At 74.2% G+C, this 15368-nt stretch carries 9 protein-coding genes and 1 pseudogene; 2 read left to right on the plus strand and 8 right to left on the minus strand.

Going from position 1 to position 15368, the window contains the following annotated elements:
• Positions 1–555 precede the first annotated feature (555 nt).
• The 5 genes from CP984_RS09975 to CP984_RS09995 all read right to left on the minus strand — a co-directional run bounded on the left by CP984_RS09975 (position 556) and on the right by CP984_RS09995 (position 8801).
• Positions 556–1512, minus strand: coding sequence for a FadR/GntR family transcriptional regulator (locus CP984_RS09975; protein WP_078575264.1), 957 nt, complete (start codon positions 1510–1512; stop codon positions 556–558).
• 161 nt (positions 1513–1673) lie between these two features.
• Positions 1674–3800, minus strand: a complete 2127-nt coding sequence (locus CP984_RS09980) for an ATP-binding cassette domain-containing protein (RefSeq protein ID WP_003981849.1) — start codon at positions 3798–3800, stop codon at positions 1674–1676.
• Positions 3801–4344: 544 nt separating this feature from the next.
• Entirely contained in the window at positions 4345–5109 is a 765-nt protein-coding gene (locus CP984_RS09985) for an NUDIX hydrolase (RefSeq protein ID WP_003981850.1), read from the minus strand.
• 48 nt (positions 5110–5157) lie between these two features.
• Positions 5158–7245 carry a glycogen debranching N-terminal domain-containing protein gene (locus CP984_RS09990; RefSeq protein WP_226048636.1) on the minus strand — a complete coding sequence of 696 codons (2088 nt, stop codon included), beginning with the start codon at positions 7243–7245 and terminating at the stop codon, positions 5158–5160.
• A 113-nt stretch (positions 7246–7358) separates the two neighbouring features.
• Complete coding sequence (locus CP984_RS09995; protein WP_003981852.1) at positions 7359–8801, minus strand: DUF4192 domain-containing protein; 1443 nt, start codon at positions 8799–8801, stop codon at positions 7359–7361.
• A gap of 362 nt (positions 8802–9163) precedes the next feature.
• On the opposite strand from CP984_RS09995, the gene CP984_RS10000 reads away from it, so the two are divergent.
• Both CP984_RS10000 and CP984_RS42000 read left to right on the plus strand, forming a co-directional pair.
• Positions 9164–11329, plus strand: coding sequence for a RecQ family ATP-dependent DNA helicase (locus CP984_RS10000; RefSeq protein ID WP_003981853.1), 2166 nt, complete (start codon positions 9164–9166; stop codon positions 11327–11329).
• Between the two features lie 233 nt (positions 11330–11562).
• Positions 11563–12108 (plus strand): annotated as a pseudogene (locus tag CP984_RS42000) (hypothetical protein); the annotation flags it as partial.
• Positions 12109–12609: 501 nt separating this feature from the next.
• Here the strand turns inward: CP984_RS42000 and CP984_RS10010 are convergent.
• The 3 genes from CP984_RS10010 to CP984_RS10020 form a co-directional block, all read right to left on the minus strand.
• Complete coding sequence (locus CP984_RS10010; protein WP_003983950.1) at positions 12610–13266, minus strand: hypothetical protein; 657 nt, start codon at positions 13264–13266, stop codon at positions 12610–12612.
• 66 nt (positions 13267–13332) lie between these two features.
• Positions 13333–14034: a ribonuclease HII gene (locus CP984_RS10015; RefSeq protein ID WP_003983949.1), complete on the minus strand. Its 702-nt coding sequence runs from the start codon at positions 14032–14034 to the stop codon at positions 13333–13335.
• Positions 14035–14461: 427 nt separating this feature from the next.
• On the minus strand, positions 14462–15367 hold the full coding sequence (locus CP984_RS10020) for an ADP-ribosylglycohydrolase family protein (RefSeq protein WP_003983948.1): 906 nt from the start codon (positions 15365–15367) through the stop codon (positions 14462–14464).
• Between the last annotated feature and the right edge of the window lies 1 nt (position 15368).

Raw genomic sequence — 15368 nt, forward strand, 5'->3', positions numbered from 1 at the left:
TCCGACCCCGTCCACGGTGGATCGGAGCCGACGACCGCCGGCGGGAATGGACCGACGGCGCAGGGGAAGCCGGGGAGTTGAACAGCGCCGAAAGCGCCGCTCGCATTCCCTCCTCGGCTATCACCTCTTAAGTCATCGCGCCTCCCCGGCGAGCGTTACGCCCAATCTGCGTGGCCCGAGTCACACCGCATAACGGAACATTCCCCCCTCTACGGGGCGCAATCCTCCCAAGCAAACGCCGGGCCCGGATCGCGCTTCCGGGCCCGGCGGCCTGGCGTACATCGGCTCACGCGGCGCAGCTCGCTCACGGCGGCGCACTGTCGCGGGCCGTACCCGCGCCGGTGCGCTCCGGCGGCCTCCGCACGCCCTGTGCGCCCCCATGCACTCCGCGCGCCTGGCGGCCGCTCCCCGCATCCAGGGTGGACCGCACGTTTTCAGACGTTCCGTCCCGCGCGGACGCGCCTCCCGTCCTGTACGGGTGCGCGCTTCCCGGCCGGCCCTCCCCGGCCGCTACGGGCCCTCCACCGGGCACCGGTCCTCAGCGGCACCGGGCCTTCAGTGCTCGCGGGGCGGCGGCACGGTGTGGTCCCCGGCGCCGCCGGCCCCCTGGCCGCCGGTCTCGCAGTGGGCGGTCAGCAGGGTCCGCATCGCGGCCTCGGCGCCCGGGGCGTCACCGGCGCCGATCGCGTCGACGATCCGCATGTGCTGGCCGACGTTCTTCTCCGCGGGGCGCTCGCAGCCGCCGGAGGGGCCGCCCGAGACGTGCAGGGCGGAGGTGACGATGCCGGAGAGGTGCTCCAGCATGCGGTTTCCGGCCAGCTGGAGCAGCAGGGTGTGGAACTCGGAGTCGGCGCGGGCGAAGGTCAGCCCGTCGCCCTGGGCCGCCGCGTGCCCCATGATCTCGACCATGTCGGCGAGGCGCTGCTGGATGTCGTCGCGGCCGTGGCCGGCGGCGAGCCGGGCGGCGAGGGGCTCGATCGTCCAGCGCAGCTCGGACAGTTCCCGGCGCTGGTCGTCGCGCTGCGGACCGTACGCCCGCCACTCGATGATGTCGGGATCGAGCAGGTTCCAGTCGCTGACCGGGCGTACTCGGGTGCCCACGTTCGGGCGGGCGCTGACCAGGCCCTTGGCCTCCAGGACGCGCAGGGACTCGCGGACGACGGTGCGGGAGACCTCGAAGCGCTGGCCGATCTCCTCCGGCACGAGCGGACGGTCGGCGCCGAGATCGCCGGAGACGATCATCTGGCCGAGCTGCTGGACGAGTTGGCCGTGCAGTCCACGGCCGCGGTTGCCCGCCGCGCGGCGGCCGGCCCGGGCCATGTCCGCATCGGTCCCGTCCCAGACGGGCGGCACGCGGTCGGCCCGCTCGGCGCCCGGCGCGTGGGCGACCCCGCCGGCGCCGGGTGCGCCCACGGCGTTGGCGTAGGAGTAGCGGTCAAGCTCGCCCGGACCGGCGAGGCCGGAGTCGGCGGGGCGAGCCGCGGTCATCATGGTGTGCGCAAGGGTACTCACGCATCATTTGTCGGCGACGCCCCGGGACCCCTTGAGGTCTTTGGTGAAAAGCACACGAAAGGGTGATCGCCCATCCTTCCGCAATTGACGCTTTATCGGAAAGAAAGGTGCTCCCCTCGGGAGGGCATCGGCCGTGGCCGCACGAGCAGTACCGGACGCGGTCAGCGGGCCCGCTTCCGCAGGGCGGTCAGGGCGTAGGCGAAGACCAGTGCGGTGAGCGACAACGTGAGCGCCCCGCTCACCGGTTGGGCCGCCAGCCGCAGCACCGTACCGACCGCCTGGTCGAAGCCGGACGGCCACTGCACGAGCGCCGCCGACCGCAGCCGCGCGGGAACCCCGACCAGTGACCGGCCGGCCGGCGTCTCCAACGCCTGCTGTACGAGCGGCAGAACGAGCACCGGTACGGCGAGCACCGCCGCCAGCCCCATCGCGGTGGACCGGAAGACACCGGCCGCCAGGACACCCGCCCACGCACAGCCGATCATGAGTGCCGTCCAACTGACGGCCAGAACCTTCCAGTCGCCACCCTGCGGCAGCCCGGCGGAGCCGAACAGGCCGCGCACCAGCGCGCCGTCGAGCAGCAGCGTCCCGACCGCGAGCAGCGCCGCTGCCGCACCGCTGATCAGCAGCTTGGCGGCGAGCAGGCCGAGGCGGCGGGGCACGGTGCCCTGCTCGGGGGCGAGGGCCGGATAGCGGAACTCCTGGCCGAAGGAGAGCGCCCCGATCCCCCCGGCCGCGAGCGCTGCCGGGGGGAACGGAAGTTGACGCGGCCAGCCGGTGAGGACATGCACCCGGGAAGTGTCACCGGCGCGGGCCAGAACCAGTGCGAAGACCAGGGCGACGGCCAGGGAGAGGACGGCCACGACCAGGCCCGCGGGGTCGGTCGTCGCACGGCGCAGCTCGTACCGCAGCGGCCACTCCGGACCACGACCGGCAAGCCGCAGACTCACGAGCTGCCGGGCGGCGACTTCGGGGGAAGCGGGGGCGGGGCCGGGGGCGCCGGGGGAAAGGGAGGTGCGAAGGGGCTTCAGGGGCTTGTGGGGGCTCTGGATGTTCAAAGGCTTGAAGGTGGAGGCGTGAGTGGGGGGCGTGGGGGTGGGGAGGTCGGTGGGGGTTTGGACGGGCGATTGGGTGGAGTCGAGTGGTGGAGCGGGGTTGACGAGGTGAGGCGGGGACGCGATGGCGTCGGGGTCCGCTGCCGGGGGAAGTACGGAGGTCCCGCCCAAGCCTCCGCTGAGGGCAACGGCCGCGTGCGGGGTGGCGGTCGCGGGCTCCGAGAACACGGGCACGACGGTCGCGTCGCTCGGGGTGGTGCCGAGGTCCGGGCTGCTCCGCTCCGCGCGGGCGGCGATCCGGGCGCGGCCGTCGGCACGGGTGAGCGGGGTGATCGGCCCGGTGTCCCCCACCTCGTCGGCGAGCCGGTGTACGAGGATGCCGTGCCGGAACGCCGTGTCCCCCACGGCCGCGCAGGTACTCCCGTAGACGGCGATACGGCTGCCGCTCTCCCGTACGACTTCGACCGCGCGCCCGGCGTTCGGGTCCGCGCCCGGACGGGCCCGCTGCGACTCGTCGACGAGCAGCGACGCGAGCCGGTCGGCGTGCGGCGAGCGGACGACGACGCGGGGGCGCAGCCGGGTACGGGCGAAGTCGGCCGCACTCTGGTCCGCCGCCAGCCTGCCCTCCTCGATGGTGACGACCCGGTGGCCGAGCCGGGCGGCCGCCCGCGCGTCACTGGAGGTGACCAGTACGGCTCCGCCCTGCGCCGCGTACCCCTGCAGCAGGCCGTGCAGCCACGCCGCCTCACGCGGGGACACGTCGCGGGAGGGCTCGTCGAGGAGGAGGGTGTGCGGGTCGCCGAGCAGAGCCGTGGCCAGGCCGAGCCTGCGGTCCATACCCCGCGAGAACGCGCCGAGTTTCTCGTCGGCCAGACCGCTGAGGCCGACGACGTCCAGCACGTCATCGGCGCGCGATGCCGGTACCCCGGCCGCGGCGGTGAGCATGCGAAGATGCCCGCGCGCCGTACGGGCCGGATGGCCGGGCACGTCACCCAGGACCACGCCGATCTCGCGTGCCGGATTCGGTACGCGGTGCAGCGGACGCCCACGGAAGAGCGCGACACCACGACCGCCCTCCAACTGGAGCATGAGCCGCAGGGCGGTGGTCTTGCCGGCCCCTTCGGCACCGAGCAGGACGGTGATCCGGCCGGCGGGAGCCTCGAAGCTCAGATCGTCGACGGCAGGACGCCCCCCTTTGCGGGAGCCGCCGGTCAGCCCGATGGCCTGAATCATCTCGGCCCCCAGGGAGTGCGGGACCTTACGGAAACGGCGAGAAGCAGGAGGTGGGGACTCACCCGGCCACGGTAACGCCGAGTGTCCGATTTGCCGGTAATGCTCTTCGGTTGGGTGTCTTGCGTGTCATGGGCGGCTGGGGGGCTCAGTCGTTCCGCAGGGGCGCCGCGGTTCGCGGCTCCGCTACGGGGGGCTTCCCCCCCCCCGCCCCTCCCTCCCCTCCCCTCGGCTCGGCTCGGCTCGGCTCGGCTCGGCTCGGCTCGGCTCGGCTCGGCTCGGCTGCAGAGTCTCACTCACTCGCTCTCGGCGGGTCAGCCCACCGGAGCTCGCCGCCCCAGAGCACGCACGACGCCGTTCGACCAGTGGCCGCCGTCCGGCCATGGCCCACTGTCCCGCCCCCGCCGTTCGGGCTCGGCCCGGCATTCAGCCGTGGCCCGGCATTCGACCGCGATGGGCCCTCCCTCGACCGCCACCCGGCGCTCAGCCGTACTCCGCCCCTCGCCCCCACTCCACGGGGTCTCCCCCCTCGCCCGCCCTCCCCCGCTCAGACCTCCGGCCGCAACATCGGCGGGTTGAGCAGAGTCGCGCCGCCCGCTCTGAACAGCTGGGCGGGGCGGCCCCCCTGACGGGTCGTCGTCCCGCCCGTGGGGACCAGGAAGCCCGGTGTGCCGGTCACCTTGCGGTGGAAGTTACGGGGATCCAGCGCCACGCCCCACACCGCTTCGTAGACCCGGCGCAGTTCCCCGACGGTGAACTCCTGCGGGCAGAAGGCGGTGGCGAGCGAGGAGTACTCGATCTTCGAGCGGGCCCGCTCCACGCCGTCCGCGAGGATGCGCGCGTGGTCGAAGGCGAGCGGGGCGGACTGCTCGCCCTCGCGGCCGAGGCCGCCGTCCTGCTCCAGCAGTGTCTCCACCGGGGCCCAGCGCGCGCTGTGGGCGTCGCCGCCCGCCGTCGGGGCGGGGAGGTCGGGAGCGAGCACCAGGTGGGCGACGCTGACCACGCGCATACGGGGGTCGCGCTTGGGGTCGCCGTACGTGGCGAGCTGTTCCAGATGGGCCCCGTAGGGCGGCGGCGGACCCGCCGGGCAGTGCGCGTGCAGTCCGGTCTCCTCGGCAAGCTCCCGGGCCGCGGCCGCCTCCAGGTCCTCGTCGGCCCGTACGAACCCGCCCGGCAGTGCCCAGCGCCCCTGAAACGGCGGCTCACCCCTGCGCACGGCCAACGCGCACAGCGCGTGCCTGCGCACGGTGAGCACCACCAGATCGACGGTGACGGCGAACGGGGGGAAGGCCGACGGATCGTAGGGAGGCATGGCGCGATCATAGTCGTCCGCCTGACGATAATCAGGCCCCGGCGCACCTCACGCCCCCAGTTGCAAGCCATTCGCGGCCTCCTCCACCAGCCCCAGGCCGAGCCTGCTGATCCGTACGGCGAACGGCTGCCCGGCGACGCTGAGCCCGGTGAACTGCATGGCGCCGAGCGGCGCGCCGCCCACCGGCCGGACCGCCACGGTCCCCGCGGGCACGTCGGGGCGCACTCCGGCCAGAGCGGTCAGCGCGTGCACCGCGCCCGCGGCGGCCACGGCCGCCGGGTGGCAGGCGGCCGGGTGCGGTACGGGGGCTCCGTCGCGGGTGCGCTGTTCGCCCGCGTACATCTCCGGGAGCCGGTAGTCGAAGCTCTGCGCCGCGTCGAGGAGCCCGCGGACCAGGGAGCCGGCCTCCTTCTCATGACCGGCGGTGGCCAGGCCGACGGCGGCGACGGCCGTCTCGTGGATCCGCACGGCACCGCTGCGGTGGCCGAACGGGTTGTAGCCGCTCTCCTTGGCCCCGAGCCCCCGCAGCCCCCAGCCCGAGTCCATGGCCGGGCTGCCCAACAGCCGGGCGAGCCGTTCCGTACGCACCGGATCGAGCAGGCCCACGGCCGACCGGCCGCCGCCGAGCAGGCCGGTGTCCAGGAGGTGGGCCGCGGTGGAACCGAGGTGCGGCAGCAGGCGCCCGCCGGATGTGCGCAGCGCGGCCGGGCTGCCGCCGCTGCGGCTCTCCACCCAGAACTCCTCCCGGAACCTCGCCCGCAGGCCCGCCGCCCACTCGCGCAGCTCCGAAGCGCCGGGTCTCCCGTAACTTTCGAGGAGGTCGGCTCCGAGGAGCGCGGCCCGGTGCGCGTGTGCCTGTGTGGCGCAGCGGTACGGCCCTCCGGGAGCGGGGTCGGGGACGTAGCCGCTGCCTCCGCTCAGGGCTCCGTCACCCGACACGTCCCCGTCGCCGACGGTGGCGTGCAGCCATCTCAGGCAGCGCTCCGCCGCCGGGAGCAACTGCTCGGTCTCCCGCTCGGGCAATCCCCAGCGGCGGGCTTCGGCGAGCACCGTGGGGAACAGCAGCGTCGCCTCGACGCCCGTACAGCTGGGTGGTGCGTACGGTCCCGCGTCCCGCAGGCCGCCTGGAATTCGGCCGGAATCCGCCCCTGGCCCGTCGAGTTGGAGGCGTGCGAGCGTACGCAGGGTGTGCCCCGCGAGCCGAGTTCCCAAGGGCAGCAACATGCGGGCTGCCCAGAGCGCCTCGGCCGGCGAGAGACCGCAGCGCCATGGGACCCCGCCCGCGAGGTACATGTCCGTGGGGGCGCTGGGGCCGCGCATCAGCAGCCCGTGCAGATCGTCGAGGCTCGTGGCCAGCAGTGCGTCGGCCCGTGGGTCGTCGCACTGGAGCCGCGCCGCCGACCAGGGGCGAGGCGGCTGCTCACCACCGCGCGTGGCCGGGAGCAGCGGGACCGGACTGCCTGCGGGAGTGCCCGCGGTCGCGTGCTCCAGCCGGACGCGTACCTCGATGGTGTGGTGACCGCCGGGCGGCAGGTCCAGTTCCCAGCACAGGAGCCCGGCCGAGGCCATGACATCGGAGGGCGCCGGGGTGGCGGCGACCACCGCGTGTGCCCCCGCGGCGGACCACCGCAGCCCCGAGCCGAAAACGCTGGCGGGCAGTTCGGGACCCGCGACACCGACGGCGATCGCGCCCAGCTCGGCGAGGTCCGTGCCCAGCCGCAGCTCCACGGGCAGCCGCACCCGGCGTGGTGCGCTGCTGTGGAACGTGATCCGCTCGACGCCGTCGGCACTCCGCAGCCGTTCGAAACGGACCTCCGGGTCCGGGCCGCGGTCGACGGCCGTACGGACCGTACCGACGAACCGTGCGCGGTCCGCGGCCACCAACCTCCCCTGTACCACGACGGGTTCGGCGCCGCCCGCGCTCAGCTCGCACCGGGACAGGACGCGGCGCCCGACGCGGTAGAAGCCGTCCGTGCCCCGGCCGGTGAGCTGGCCCCGCTCGGAGGAGATGGCCAGGGCCGGCAGGGCGACGCAGATCAGGGTCCCGTGGACGGGCTGCGGTTCCGGGGGCCGGGGCGGCACCTTGGACCGGTGATCTCCGGATGCCCGGCGGGCCGGCTGAGTGGTGGGGACCATGCCTGACACTCTCTGCGCTCCCTGCTGGGGTCTGGGCTCCAAACGGACTGCGCCACAGAGGGGAACGGCGCGGCCGGCGCCCAGGTCACGCCGGCACCGCGGCACCGGCGGGCTCACGGCCGGCTCCGGTCACCGTTGCGGCTCGTACGGCGCCCGGTCCGGCCGGTGCGCGTACGGGACGGCGGACGCGTACCGCCGTGCGGTCCACCAGGGCGGTCGGCGCCGCCACAACGGCCGCTCCCTCCGGGGCGACCGCTCCCACCGAAGCCGTCCGTCACCGCGGGGCGCTCCGGTCCGACATCGCGGCCGGCCTCACCCGACCGGGCCACCCCGGGCCGGGCCTCGGATGCCTGGGCGGGACCGTCCACAACCACCGGTACGGAGTTACTGTCGGACGCCAGTGCGACCTTCCCCACGGGCGCCGTGTCCGCTCGGGCAGCGCGCTCCGCCTGCTCCTCCCGAAGGCAGCGTCGCAGCGTCTCCGGGTCCAGCCCCTGGTTGATACCGCTGTGCAGCAACTGGGCGAAGAGGCACTCGGGGTCGAAAGTCAGCGCCCTGCCGAGCGCCACGCGGGCGGACGGCTGATCACCCGTGGCCCAGGCGACCCAGCCCGCCAGGGACAGGGGCGCCACGGCGTACTCGGTGTAGCCGCCCACGCAGCGGCGGGACAGTGCCTGCCACAGACGCAGTGCGGGTTCGGCGTCGAGCCCCTCCATCCACTCCGCCGCACGGTCACGGGCGATGCGGTCCTGAAGTCCGACGATGAGACGTGCCGCCTCGCCGTCGGTCAGGAGCGCGTCGTCACAGGCGTCCCTGGCCCGCCGACTGCCCGTGGGCGGGTCCTCCCGGAACCGGCGGATCAACTCCTGAGCGTGCACCAAGGTCTCCGCCCGTACGCACGCCGCCGTCCCCTCCTGGAGCATGCGCGGGACGAGCCGGTGCGCCACGGCGTCCAGCGCGGACGTCTGCGCCACCGCGCGGGGACCCGTACGCGCGGTGAGCCGTGACTCCATTTCCCGCAGCGAGCCGCGGACTTGGATACCCGCGTAAGCAGCGGCTGCGGCCATCACCGACGTACCCGGCGGGGTCAACGGTGTGCCGGTGGCGGGGCAACAGCGGTCGTCGGGACAGCAGTAGGACCAGAACCGGCCGTTGGAGATGCACAGCGCGTCGAGCACCGGTACGTCCAGGGCACCGCATGCGATCCGCAGCCGCTGCGCGAGCGGGCGGAGGCGTTCCATGACGTCCCGGCCGTTCTCGCCCTGTGCCGGCTCCCGGCAGAGGTAGGCGATGATCCCCTCGGGGCGGGAGCCCCGCTCCGCGCCGAGGCTGACGAGCGCGCCGGCCAGCTGGTCGGAGACGTACGGCCACTGCGACCGGTCGGTCGGGATGCCGAGCCGGGCGCGGCTGCCGAAGCGTCCCCGCTCGCCGTGCAGGCCGACGAGCACGATGCTGTCGTCCGGGAAGAAGCCCAGAAGATATGGCAGCGCATCGGCCAGCTCGGCCGACCCGCGCAGGGTGACCCTGGCCTCTTCGGTACCGTCGGCCTCCCCCACCGCCCCTGCGGCTTCGCACTCGGGCGCCGGTGGCGAAGGGGGAGCGGGCGGCGTGGGCGGGCGGGACCCGGCGGCCGGACGGGATGAGGCGGCCGGGGTGATCGGTACGGGTCGGCGGGAAGGGGCGGGCCGGTCGAGCCGGCCGGATGGGCCGGTGCTCCGGCCGGACCGGCGGGCGGACCCGTCGGATCGGCGGGTCGGTTCGGGCTGACTGGGCTGTTCGCTGTGCTGGTTCATGGCTCGAAGATCCCGCGAACCACCGCACCGCCGCGACCCCTGTGGATAACTCCGGGTGACGGAAGTTGTCCACAGGATCGGGCGGCGGTTCGCGCGTTGTCAGTGGCATCGGGTTGCATGGGGGCATGAGCAACGAAGACCTGCGTGCCGCGGCCGATGCCGTCCTCTCCCGCCTCGTCGGCGACCCCGGCGGCACGGCGCGGCTGCGCGAGGACCAGTGGCGGGCGATCGAAGCGCTGGTCGCCGAGCACCGCCGCGCGCTGGTGGTGCAGCGCACGGGCTGGGGCAAGTCGGCGGTCTACTTCGTCGCGACCGCGCTGCTGCGTCAGCGTGGCGCGGGACCGACCGTGATCGTCTCCCCGCTCCTCGCGCTGATGCGCAACCAGGTCGATGCGGCCGCCCGCGCCGGAATCCACGCGCGCACGATCAACTCGTCCAACACCGAGGACTGGGACTCGATCCAGGCCGAGGTGGCGGCGGGCGAGGTCGATGTGCTGCTCGTCAGCCCCGAGCGGCTGAACAACCCCGACTTCCGCGACCAGGTGCTCCCCAAGCTGGCCGCGGCCACCGGTCTGCTCGTGGTCGACGAGGCGCACTGCATCTCCGACTGGGGCCACGACTTCCGGCCCGACTACCGGCGGCTGCGCACGATGCTCGCCGACCTCCCGCCCGGCGTGCCCGTGCTCGCCACGACGGCGACGGCCAACGCGCGGGTCACGGCCGACGTGGCCGAGCAGCTCGGTACGGGCGAGGGCGCGGCCGAGGCGCTCGTCCTGCGCGGCCCGCTGGACCGGGAGAGCCTGAGCCTGGGCGTGCTCCCGCTGCCGGACGCCGCGCACCGGCTGGCCTGGCTGGCCGACCATCTGCACGAGCTGCCGGGCTCGGGGATCATCTACACGCTCACGGTCGCCGCGGCAGAGGAGGTCACCGCCTTCCTGCGGCAGCGCGGCCACACGGTCTCCTCGTACACCGGCAAGACCGAGAACGCGGACCGTCAGCAGGCCGAGGACGATCTGCTCGGCAACCGCGTCAAGGCGCTGGTCGCCACCTCCGCGCTGGGCATGGGCTTCGACAAGCCCGACCTCGGGTTCGTGGTGCACCTCGGCTCGCCGTCCTCGCCCATCGCGTACTACCAGCAGGTCGGGCGTGCCGGCCGCGGTGTCGAGCACGCCGAGGTGCTGCTGCTCCCCGGCCGTGAGGACGAGGCGATCTGGAAGTACTTCGCGTCCCTCGCCTTCCCGCCCGAGGAGCAAGTGCGCCGGACCCTGGACGTCCTGGCGGGCGCGGACCGGCCGCTGTCGCTGCCGGCGCTGGAGCCGCTGGTCGAGCTGCGCCGCTCGCGCCTGGAGACCATGCTGAAGGTGCTCGACGTGGACGGCGCGGTGCACCGGGTCAAGGGCGGCTGGACCGCCACCGGCCGCCCGTGGACGTACGACGCCGAGCGTTACGCCTGGGTGGCGCGGCAGCGCGAGGCCGAACAGCAGGCCATGCGGGACTACGCCACGACGACCGGCTGCCGGATGGAATTCCTGCGGCGGCAGCTGGACGACGAGGCGGCGACGCCGTGCGGCCGCTGCGACAACTGCGCGGGCGCGCGCTTCACCACCGAGGTGTCCACCGCGTCGCTGGACGCGGCGCGCGGCGAGCTGGGGCGGCCGGGCGTGGAGGTGGAGCCACGGCGCATGTGGCCGACGGGCCTGCCCGCCATCGGCGTCGACCTCAAGGGGCGCATTCCGGCGGGCGAGCAGGCGTCCACCGGACGTGCGCTGGGCAGGCTCTCCGACATCGGCTGGGGCAACCGGCTGCGTCCGATGCTCGCCGCGCAGGCTCCGGACGGATCGATTCCGGACGATGTCGCGTCCGCGGTCGTCACGGTCCTCGCGGACTGGGCGAAGGGCCCCGGCGGCTGGGCGTCGGGGGCGCCGGACGCCCCGGCGCGCCCCGTGGGTGTGGTGGCCCTCGACTCCCGTACCCGCCCTGAGCTGGTCCGTTCCCTGGGAGAGCGCATCGCCGCCGTCGGGCGGATGCCGTTCCTGGGGACGGTGACGTACGCGGACCACGATGCGGATCCCCGGATTCCGCGCAGCAACAGCGCCCAGCGACTGCGGGCCCTGCACGGCTCGTTGAGCGTGCCGCCGGAATTGGCGCAGGCCCTGGCCTCGGCCGCCGGGCCGGTGCTGCTGGTGGACGACTACGCGGACACCGGCTGGACCTTGGCCGTGGCCGCGCGGCTGCTGCGCAAGGCGGGTGCCGCCGGAGTGTTTCCGCTGGTCCTTGCCGTGCAAGGGTGAGGTGATGGGGGTGGTCGGGCGTCAGGGACCGGTGCGGCGGGCAGGAATACCACAAGCGCGGTGCCCGATTCCGGCTGTGCGCGCGTCCGCTTCATTGCCGCATGCCTGTACGAACGCGAGAATTGGCCCCGCTTCCCCGTACCGGCCGTCCGCGGCCGGGTACGGCGGTACCGAGCCGTGCCCGCGCGGCCGGCCGCCGTCCGGCGCGTGGACGCGTAGACGAAGGGAGGACCGTGACCTTCGGCTTCGCCCAGCCCCCGGACGTGTCCCTGCCCACCTCAGCCGATTCCGCCGCCCGGCTCAGCCGCATGCTGGAGCCGTCCGAGTGGGCGTCGGCCGGGATTCCCCTGCTGCGCAACCCGCGCGAGATCGTCACCGGCCTGCACGACCGCCACTTACCGGGGCTCTCGACGGCTGTCGTCGCGGTGCTCGGTCCCGAGGAACGGGTCACCGCCAGCGCGTCGTTCGTCCAGAGCGCCTCGGCCCCGGACGGCTGGGAGTTCCGCAACGCGCTCCTGGCCCAGCTGCGCCGGGTCGTCCCGCACGACCTGCGGCTGCGGGTGCCCGTCCGTACGGCCGTACTGCTCTACTGCCGTGAGGGCGAGCCCTGTTGGACGGAGACGGACGGCGCCTGGATGTGGGGGCTGCGCGACGCGTGCACCCTGCACGGCCTGCGCTGCGGCGCGTACATCACGCTGACGCGCAGCGGCTGGCAGGTGCTGGGCGAAGGGCGCGGAGGCCGGCGCCCGCGCTCGGCCGCGCATACCGGGCGCCTTGGGGATACGGGACACCCGCCGCACCGGCACGTACCGGAACAGCCCGGTCCGGTCGAGCGGCGAGAAGCCTCGGGACCGGTCCGGCAGGCCGAGTCCGCACCGTTTCGACGGGGCGCGTCGGAGCCTGGCCGGGGGGACGGATCCGTACCGGCTCAGGGAGACGCGTACGGGCGGGCCGAGAGCACCGGGCAACCGGAGGCGTCCGAACTCGTCGGCAGATCGCGGCGGCCCGTGCCGCCGCCACCGTCCGGGTCACCGGAACGGTGCGCTCCGGTGGAGCGGTCCCCCGCCGTGGAACGGACGCGTACGGCCGCGCCGCAGCCGTATCCCCCGCAGTCGCGGCCCCTTTCGGAGCAGCCGTGCGGCGACGGCCGACCGGCACCACACCGTGGCGCGGGCGGCGCGGCGGAGTCCCGGCGGCGCACCGCGGCCCGCTGACCGTGCGCACGCGGCGCGAGATGCCCGGCCGGCCCAGGGCCGCCGGGCTCCCCCCGTCGGTGTCGCTCAGGCGCTGACGCCCAGGAGGGCGTTGATGCGCTGCGGGTCGCCGCAGACGACCAGGAGCGCACCGGCCCGGGCCATCGCGGCGGGCAGGGCACGGGCGATGGTCTCCTCCGTGCCGCCGTTCACCGCGACGATCACGACGGGGCGCCCGGTCGCGCGCTCGGCGGCGGCGTCCGCGTAGAACACGTCGTCCGCGGCGTCGTGCTGCGCCCAGTAGGACGCCTCGCCGAAGGACAGTTCGTGCGCGGCCCAGGGGTGCATCTCGCCGGTGGTGAGCACCAGGATCTCGCCCGGCGCACGCCCGGAGTCCAGCAGCAGGTCGACGGCCTCCTCGGCGGCGTCGAGCGAGCCGGACTGCGGGGCCGGGATCAGCTGGAGCTGCGTTCCGGAAGCGGCGTCGGCGGGACCTGCGGTCGCGGCGGGCTGCTTGGGCCCCGTGCGCTGCGCCGGAGGAGCGCCGGCCGGTCCACGGGACGGCGCGGCGGGTCCGGGCTTGCCGGGGCGGGCGCTGGCCGCGGGGGCGCCGCGCGGAGGCGCGGGGCGGGGACCGGGGCCAGGAACAGGACGGGGGGTCGACGCGGTGCGGCCGGCGGCCGGAGTTGCGCGGGGACCCGGGACACTCTCGTGAATCTGAGGCTCCTCGGGGATGAGAGGCATAAAAGGATGTCTATCAAACGTAGGTGCGGAACACGTCATCGGGTACCGAATTCATGCCCGCACCGCTCAGAAGTCGAAGCCGAGTTGGCCACCGGCCTCCAGAGCGGCTGCTTCGGGGGTGCTGCGTACCTTCTTCAGGTGCCGCCAGCGGGGCAGGGCGTCCATGTAGGACCACGACACCCGGTGGTGGCACGTGGGCCCGTACTCCTCCAGGGCCGCACGGTGCGCGGGCGACGGGTAGCCGGCGTTCTCCGCGAACGCGAAGTCGGCGTGTACGTCGGCCAGTTCGCCCATCATCGCGTCGCGACGGACCTTGGCGAGCACGGAGGCCGCGGCCACCGCGATGCAGGACTGGTCGCCCTTGATGACCGTACGGACCTTCCAGGGGCCGCCCAGGTAGTCGTGCTTGCCGTCGAGGATCACCGCGTCCGGACGGACCGGCAGCGCCTCCAGGGCACGGACGGCCGCGAGCCGCAGCGCCGCGGTCATACCCAGGGCGTCGATCTCCTCCGGAGAGGCGTGCCCCAGGGCGTGCGCCGTGACCCAGCCGTCGAGCACCTCGGCGAGTTCGACACGTCGCTTGGGTGTCAGCAGCTTGGAATCGGTGAGTCCGGCCGGCGGGCGGCGCAGTCCGGTGACGGCTGCGCAGACGCTGACCGGACCGGCCCAGGCGCCGCGCCCGACTTCGTCCACTCCAGCGATGATCTTTGCACCCGTGGTGGCGCGAAGCGATCGCTCGACGGTGTGGGTTGGGGGCTCGTACGGCATGGCGCCAGCAAGCGTACGCCTAATCGCGGCGGGCGTGCGCACCGGGTACCGCCTGAATGCGGCGCTGTGGGGGATGGGGGTGCCTCAGGGATCGTGGGCGGCGATCCGGAGGGCCCGCGGTTACGGATGGGGGCGGGGCGGCCGACCACGGGCGGGGTCGCGGACTGTGCTTTTGCGTGTGCGGGGTGCGACGGCGAGAGGGCTGGGGAGGTCTCCGGCTCCTGAGGGCACCGGCGCACTTTCAGGCGTGTCACCGGCACCCGGGACTCATCGCGGCGCTCGTGCGCGCCGGCCCTCCGCGCTAGATCAACTAGAGGCGCGGAGAGCCCGCTTGGCCACCTCGCCCGGGCGGGTACGGGCCGTTCCGCACCATAAGCGCCCCGGCCTCGACTCTTCCGGTTGCCCGGCTGCTGCCGCCCGCGGTTCCTCAGCCGGACAGGTCCGGCATCCAGCCCGGAAGCGCTTCCGTACGGTCCAGCCAGTCCTGAGGCGGGGTGGCGCCGCCTGCTGCAACGATTCCGCCGACGATGGCGCAGGTGGTGTCCACGTCACCGCCCGCCTGAGCGGTGGCCCAGAAAGCCTGCTCGAAGTCGCCGAGGTGGCGGGCGGCGGCCCACAGCGTGAAGGGGACGGTGTCGTGGGCGCTGGTCCGGCGCCCGCAGCCCAGCACCGCGGCGACCGTGCCCGCGTCGGCGTAGTCGAGCATGTCCCGGGCACGCCGCAGGCCCGCCTGCACGGCGCTGCGCGGGATCAGCTCCAGTACGCCGTCCAGCAGCGCTTCGGGGCCGGTCGTACGGTCGGGGGCGGCGGCCAGGGCGGCCGCGGCAGCCACCGCCATCGCTCCGACCACCGCTTCCCGGTGCTGGTGGGTGGTGTAGGCCGAGATCTCGGCCTGGTGCGTCGCCTGCTCGGGGTCGTCCGCGTACCAGGCGCCGAGGGGCGCGATACGCATGGCCGCGCCGTTGCCCCAGGAGCCCTGCCCGTTGAAGAGCGCCGAGGCCAGCTCGCGCCAGTCGCCGCCCTCCCGGATCAGCTGGAGCATGCGGTTGACCGCCGGACCGTAGCCGCGGTCGAAGTCGTGGTGATCGGCGAAGGAGCGGGCCAGCGCGTCCTGGTCGATGCGCCCGTGGGCCAAGAGCACGGCCACGACCGAGCAGGCCATCTCCGTGTCGTCGGTCCACTGCCACGGTGACGGTGGCAGCTCACGGTGCTTGAGGTGGGGGTAGTTGGCGGGAACGAAGAACTGGGAGCCGAGGGCATCGCCCAGGGAAAGTCCGCGCAGGCTCATCAGGGCCCGCTCGAAGCGGTCTGCGTCACGGTGGTCGGCGCTCATC

This window comes from Streptomyces rimosus (assembly GCF_008704655.1).
Classification (GTDB): domain Bacteria; phylum Actinomycetota; class Actinomycetes; order Streptomycetales; family Streptomycetaceae; genus Streptomyces; species Streptomyces rimosus.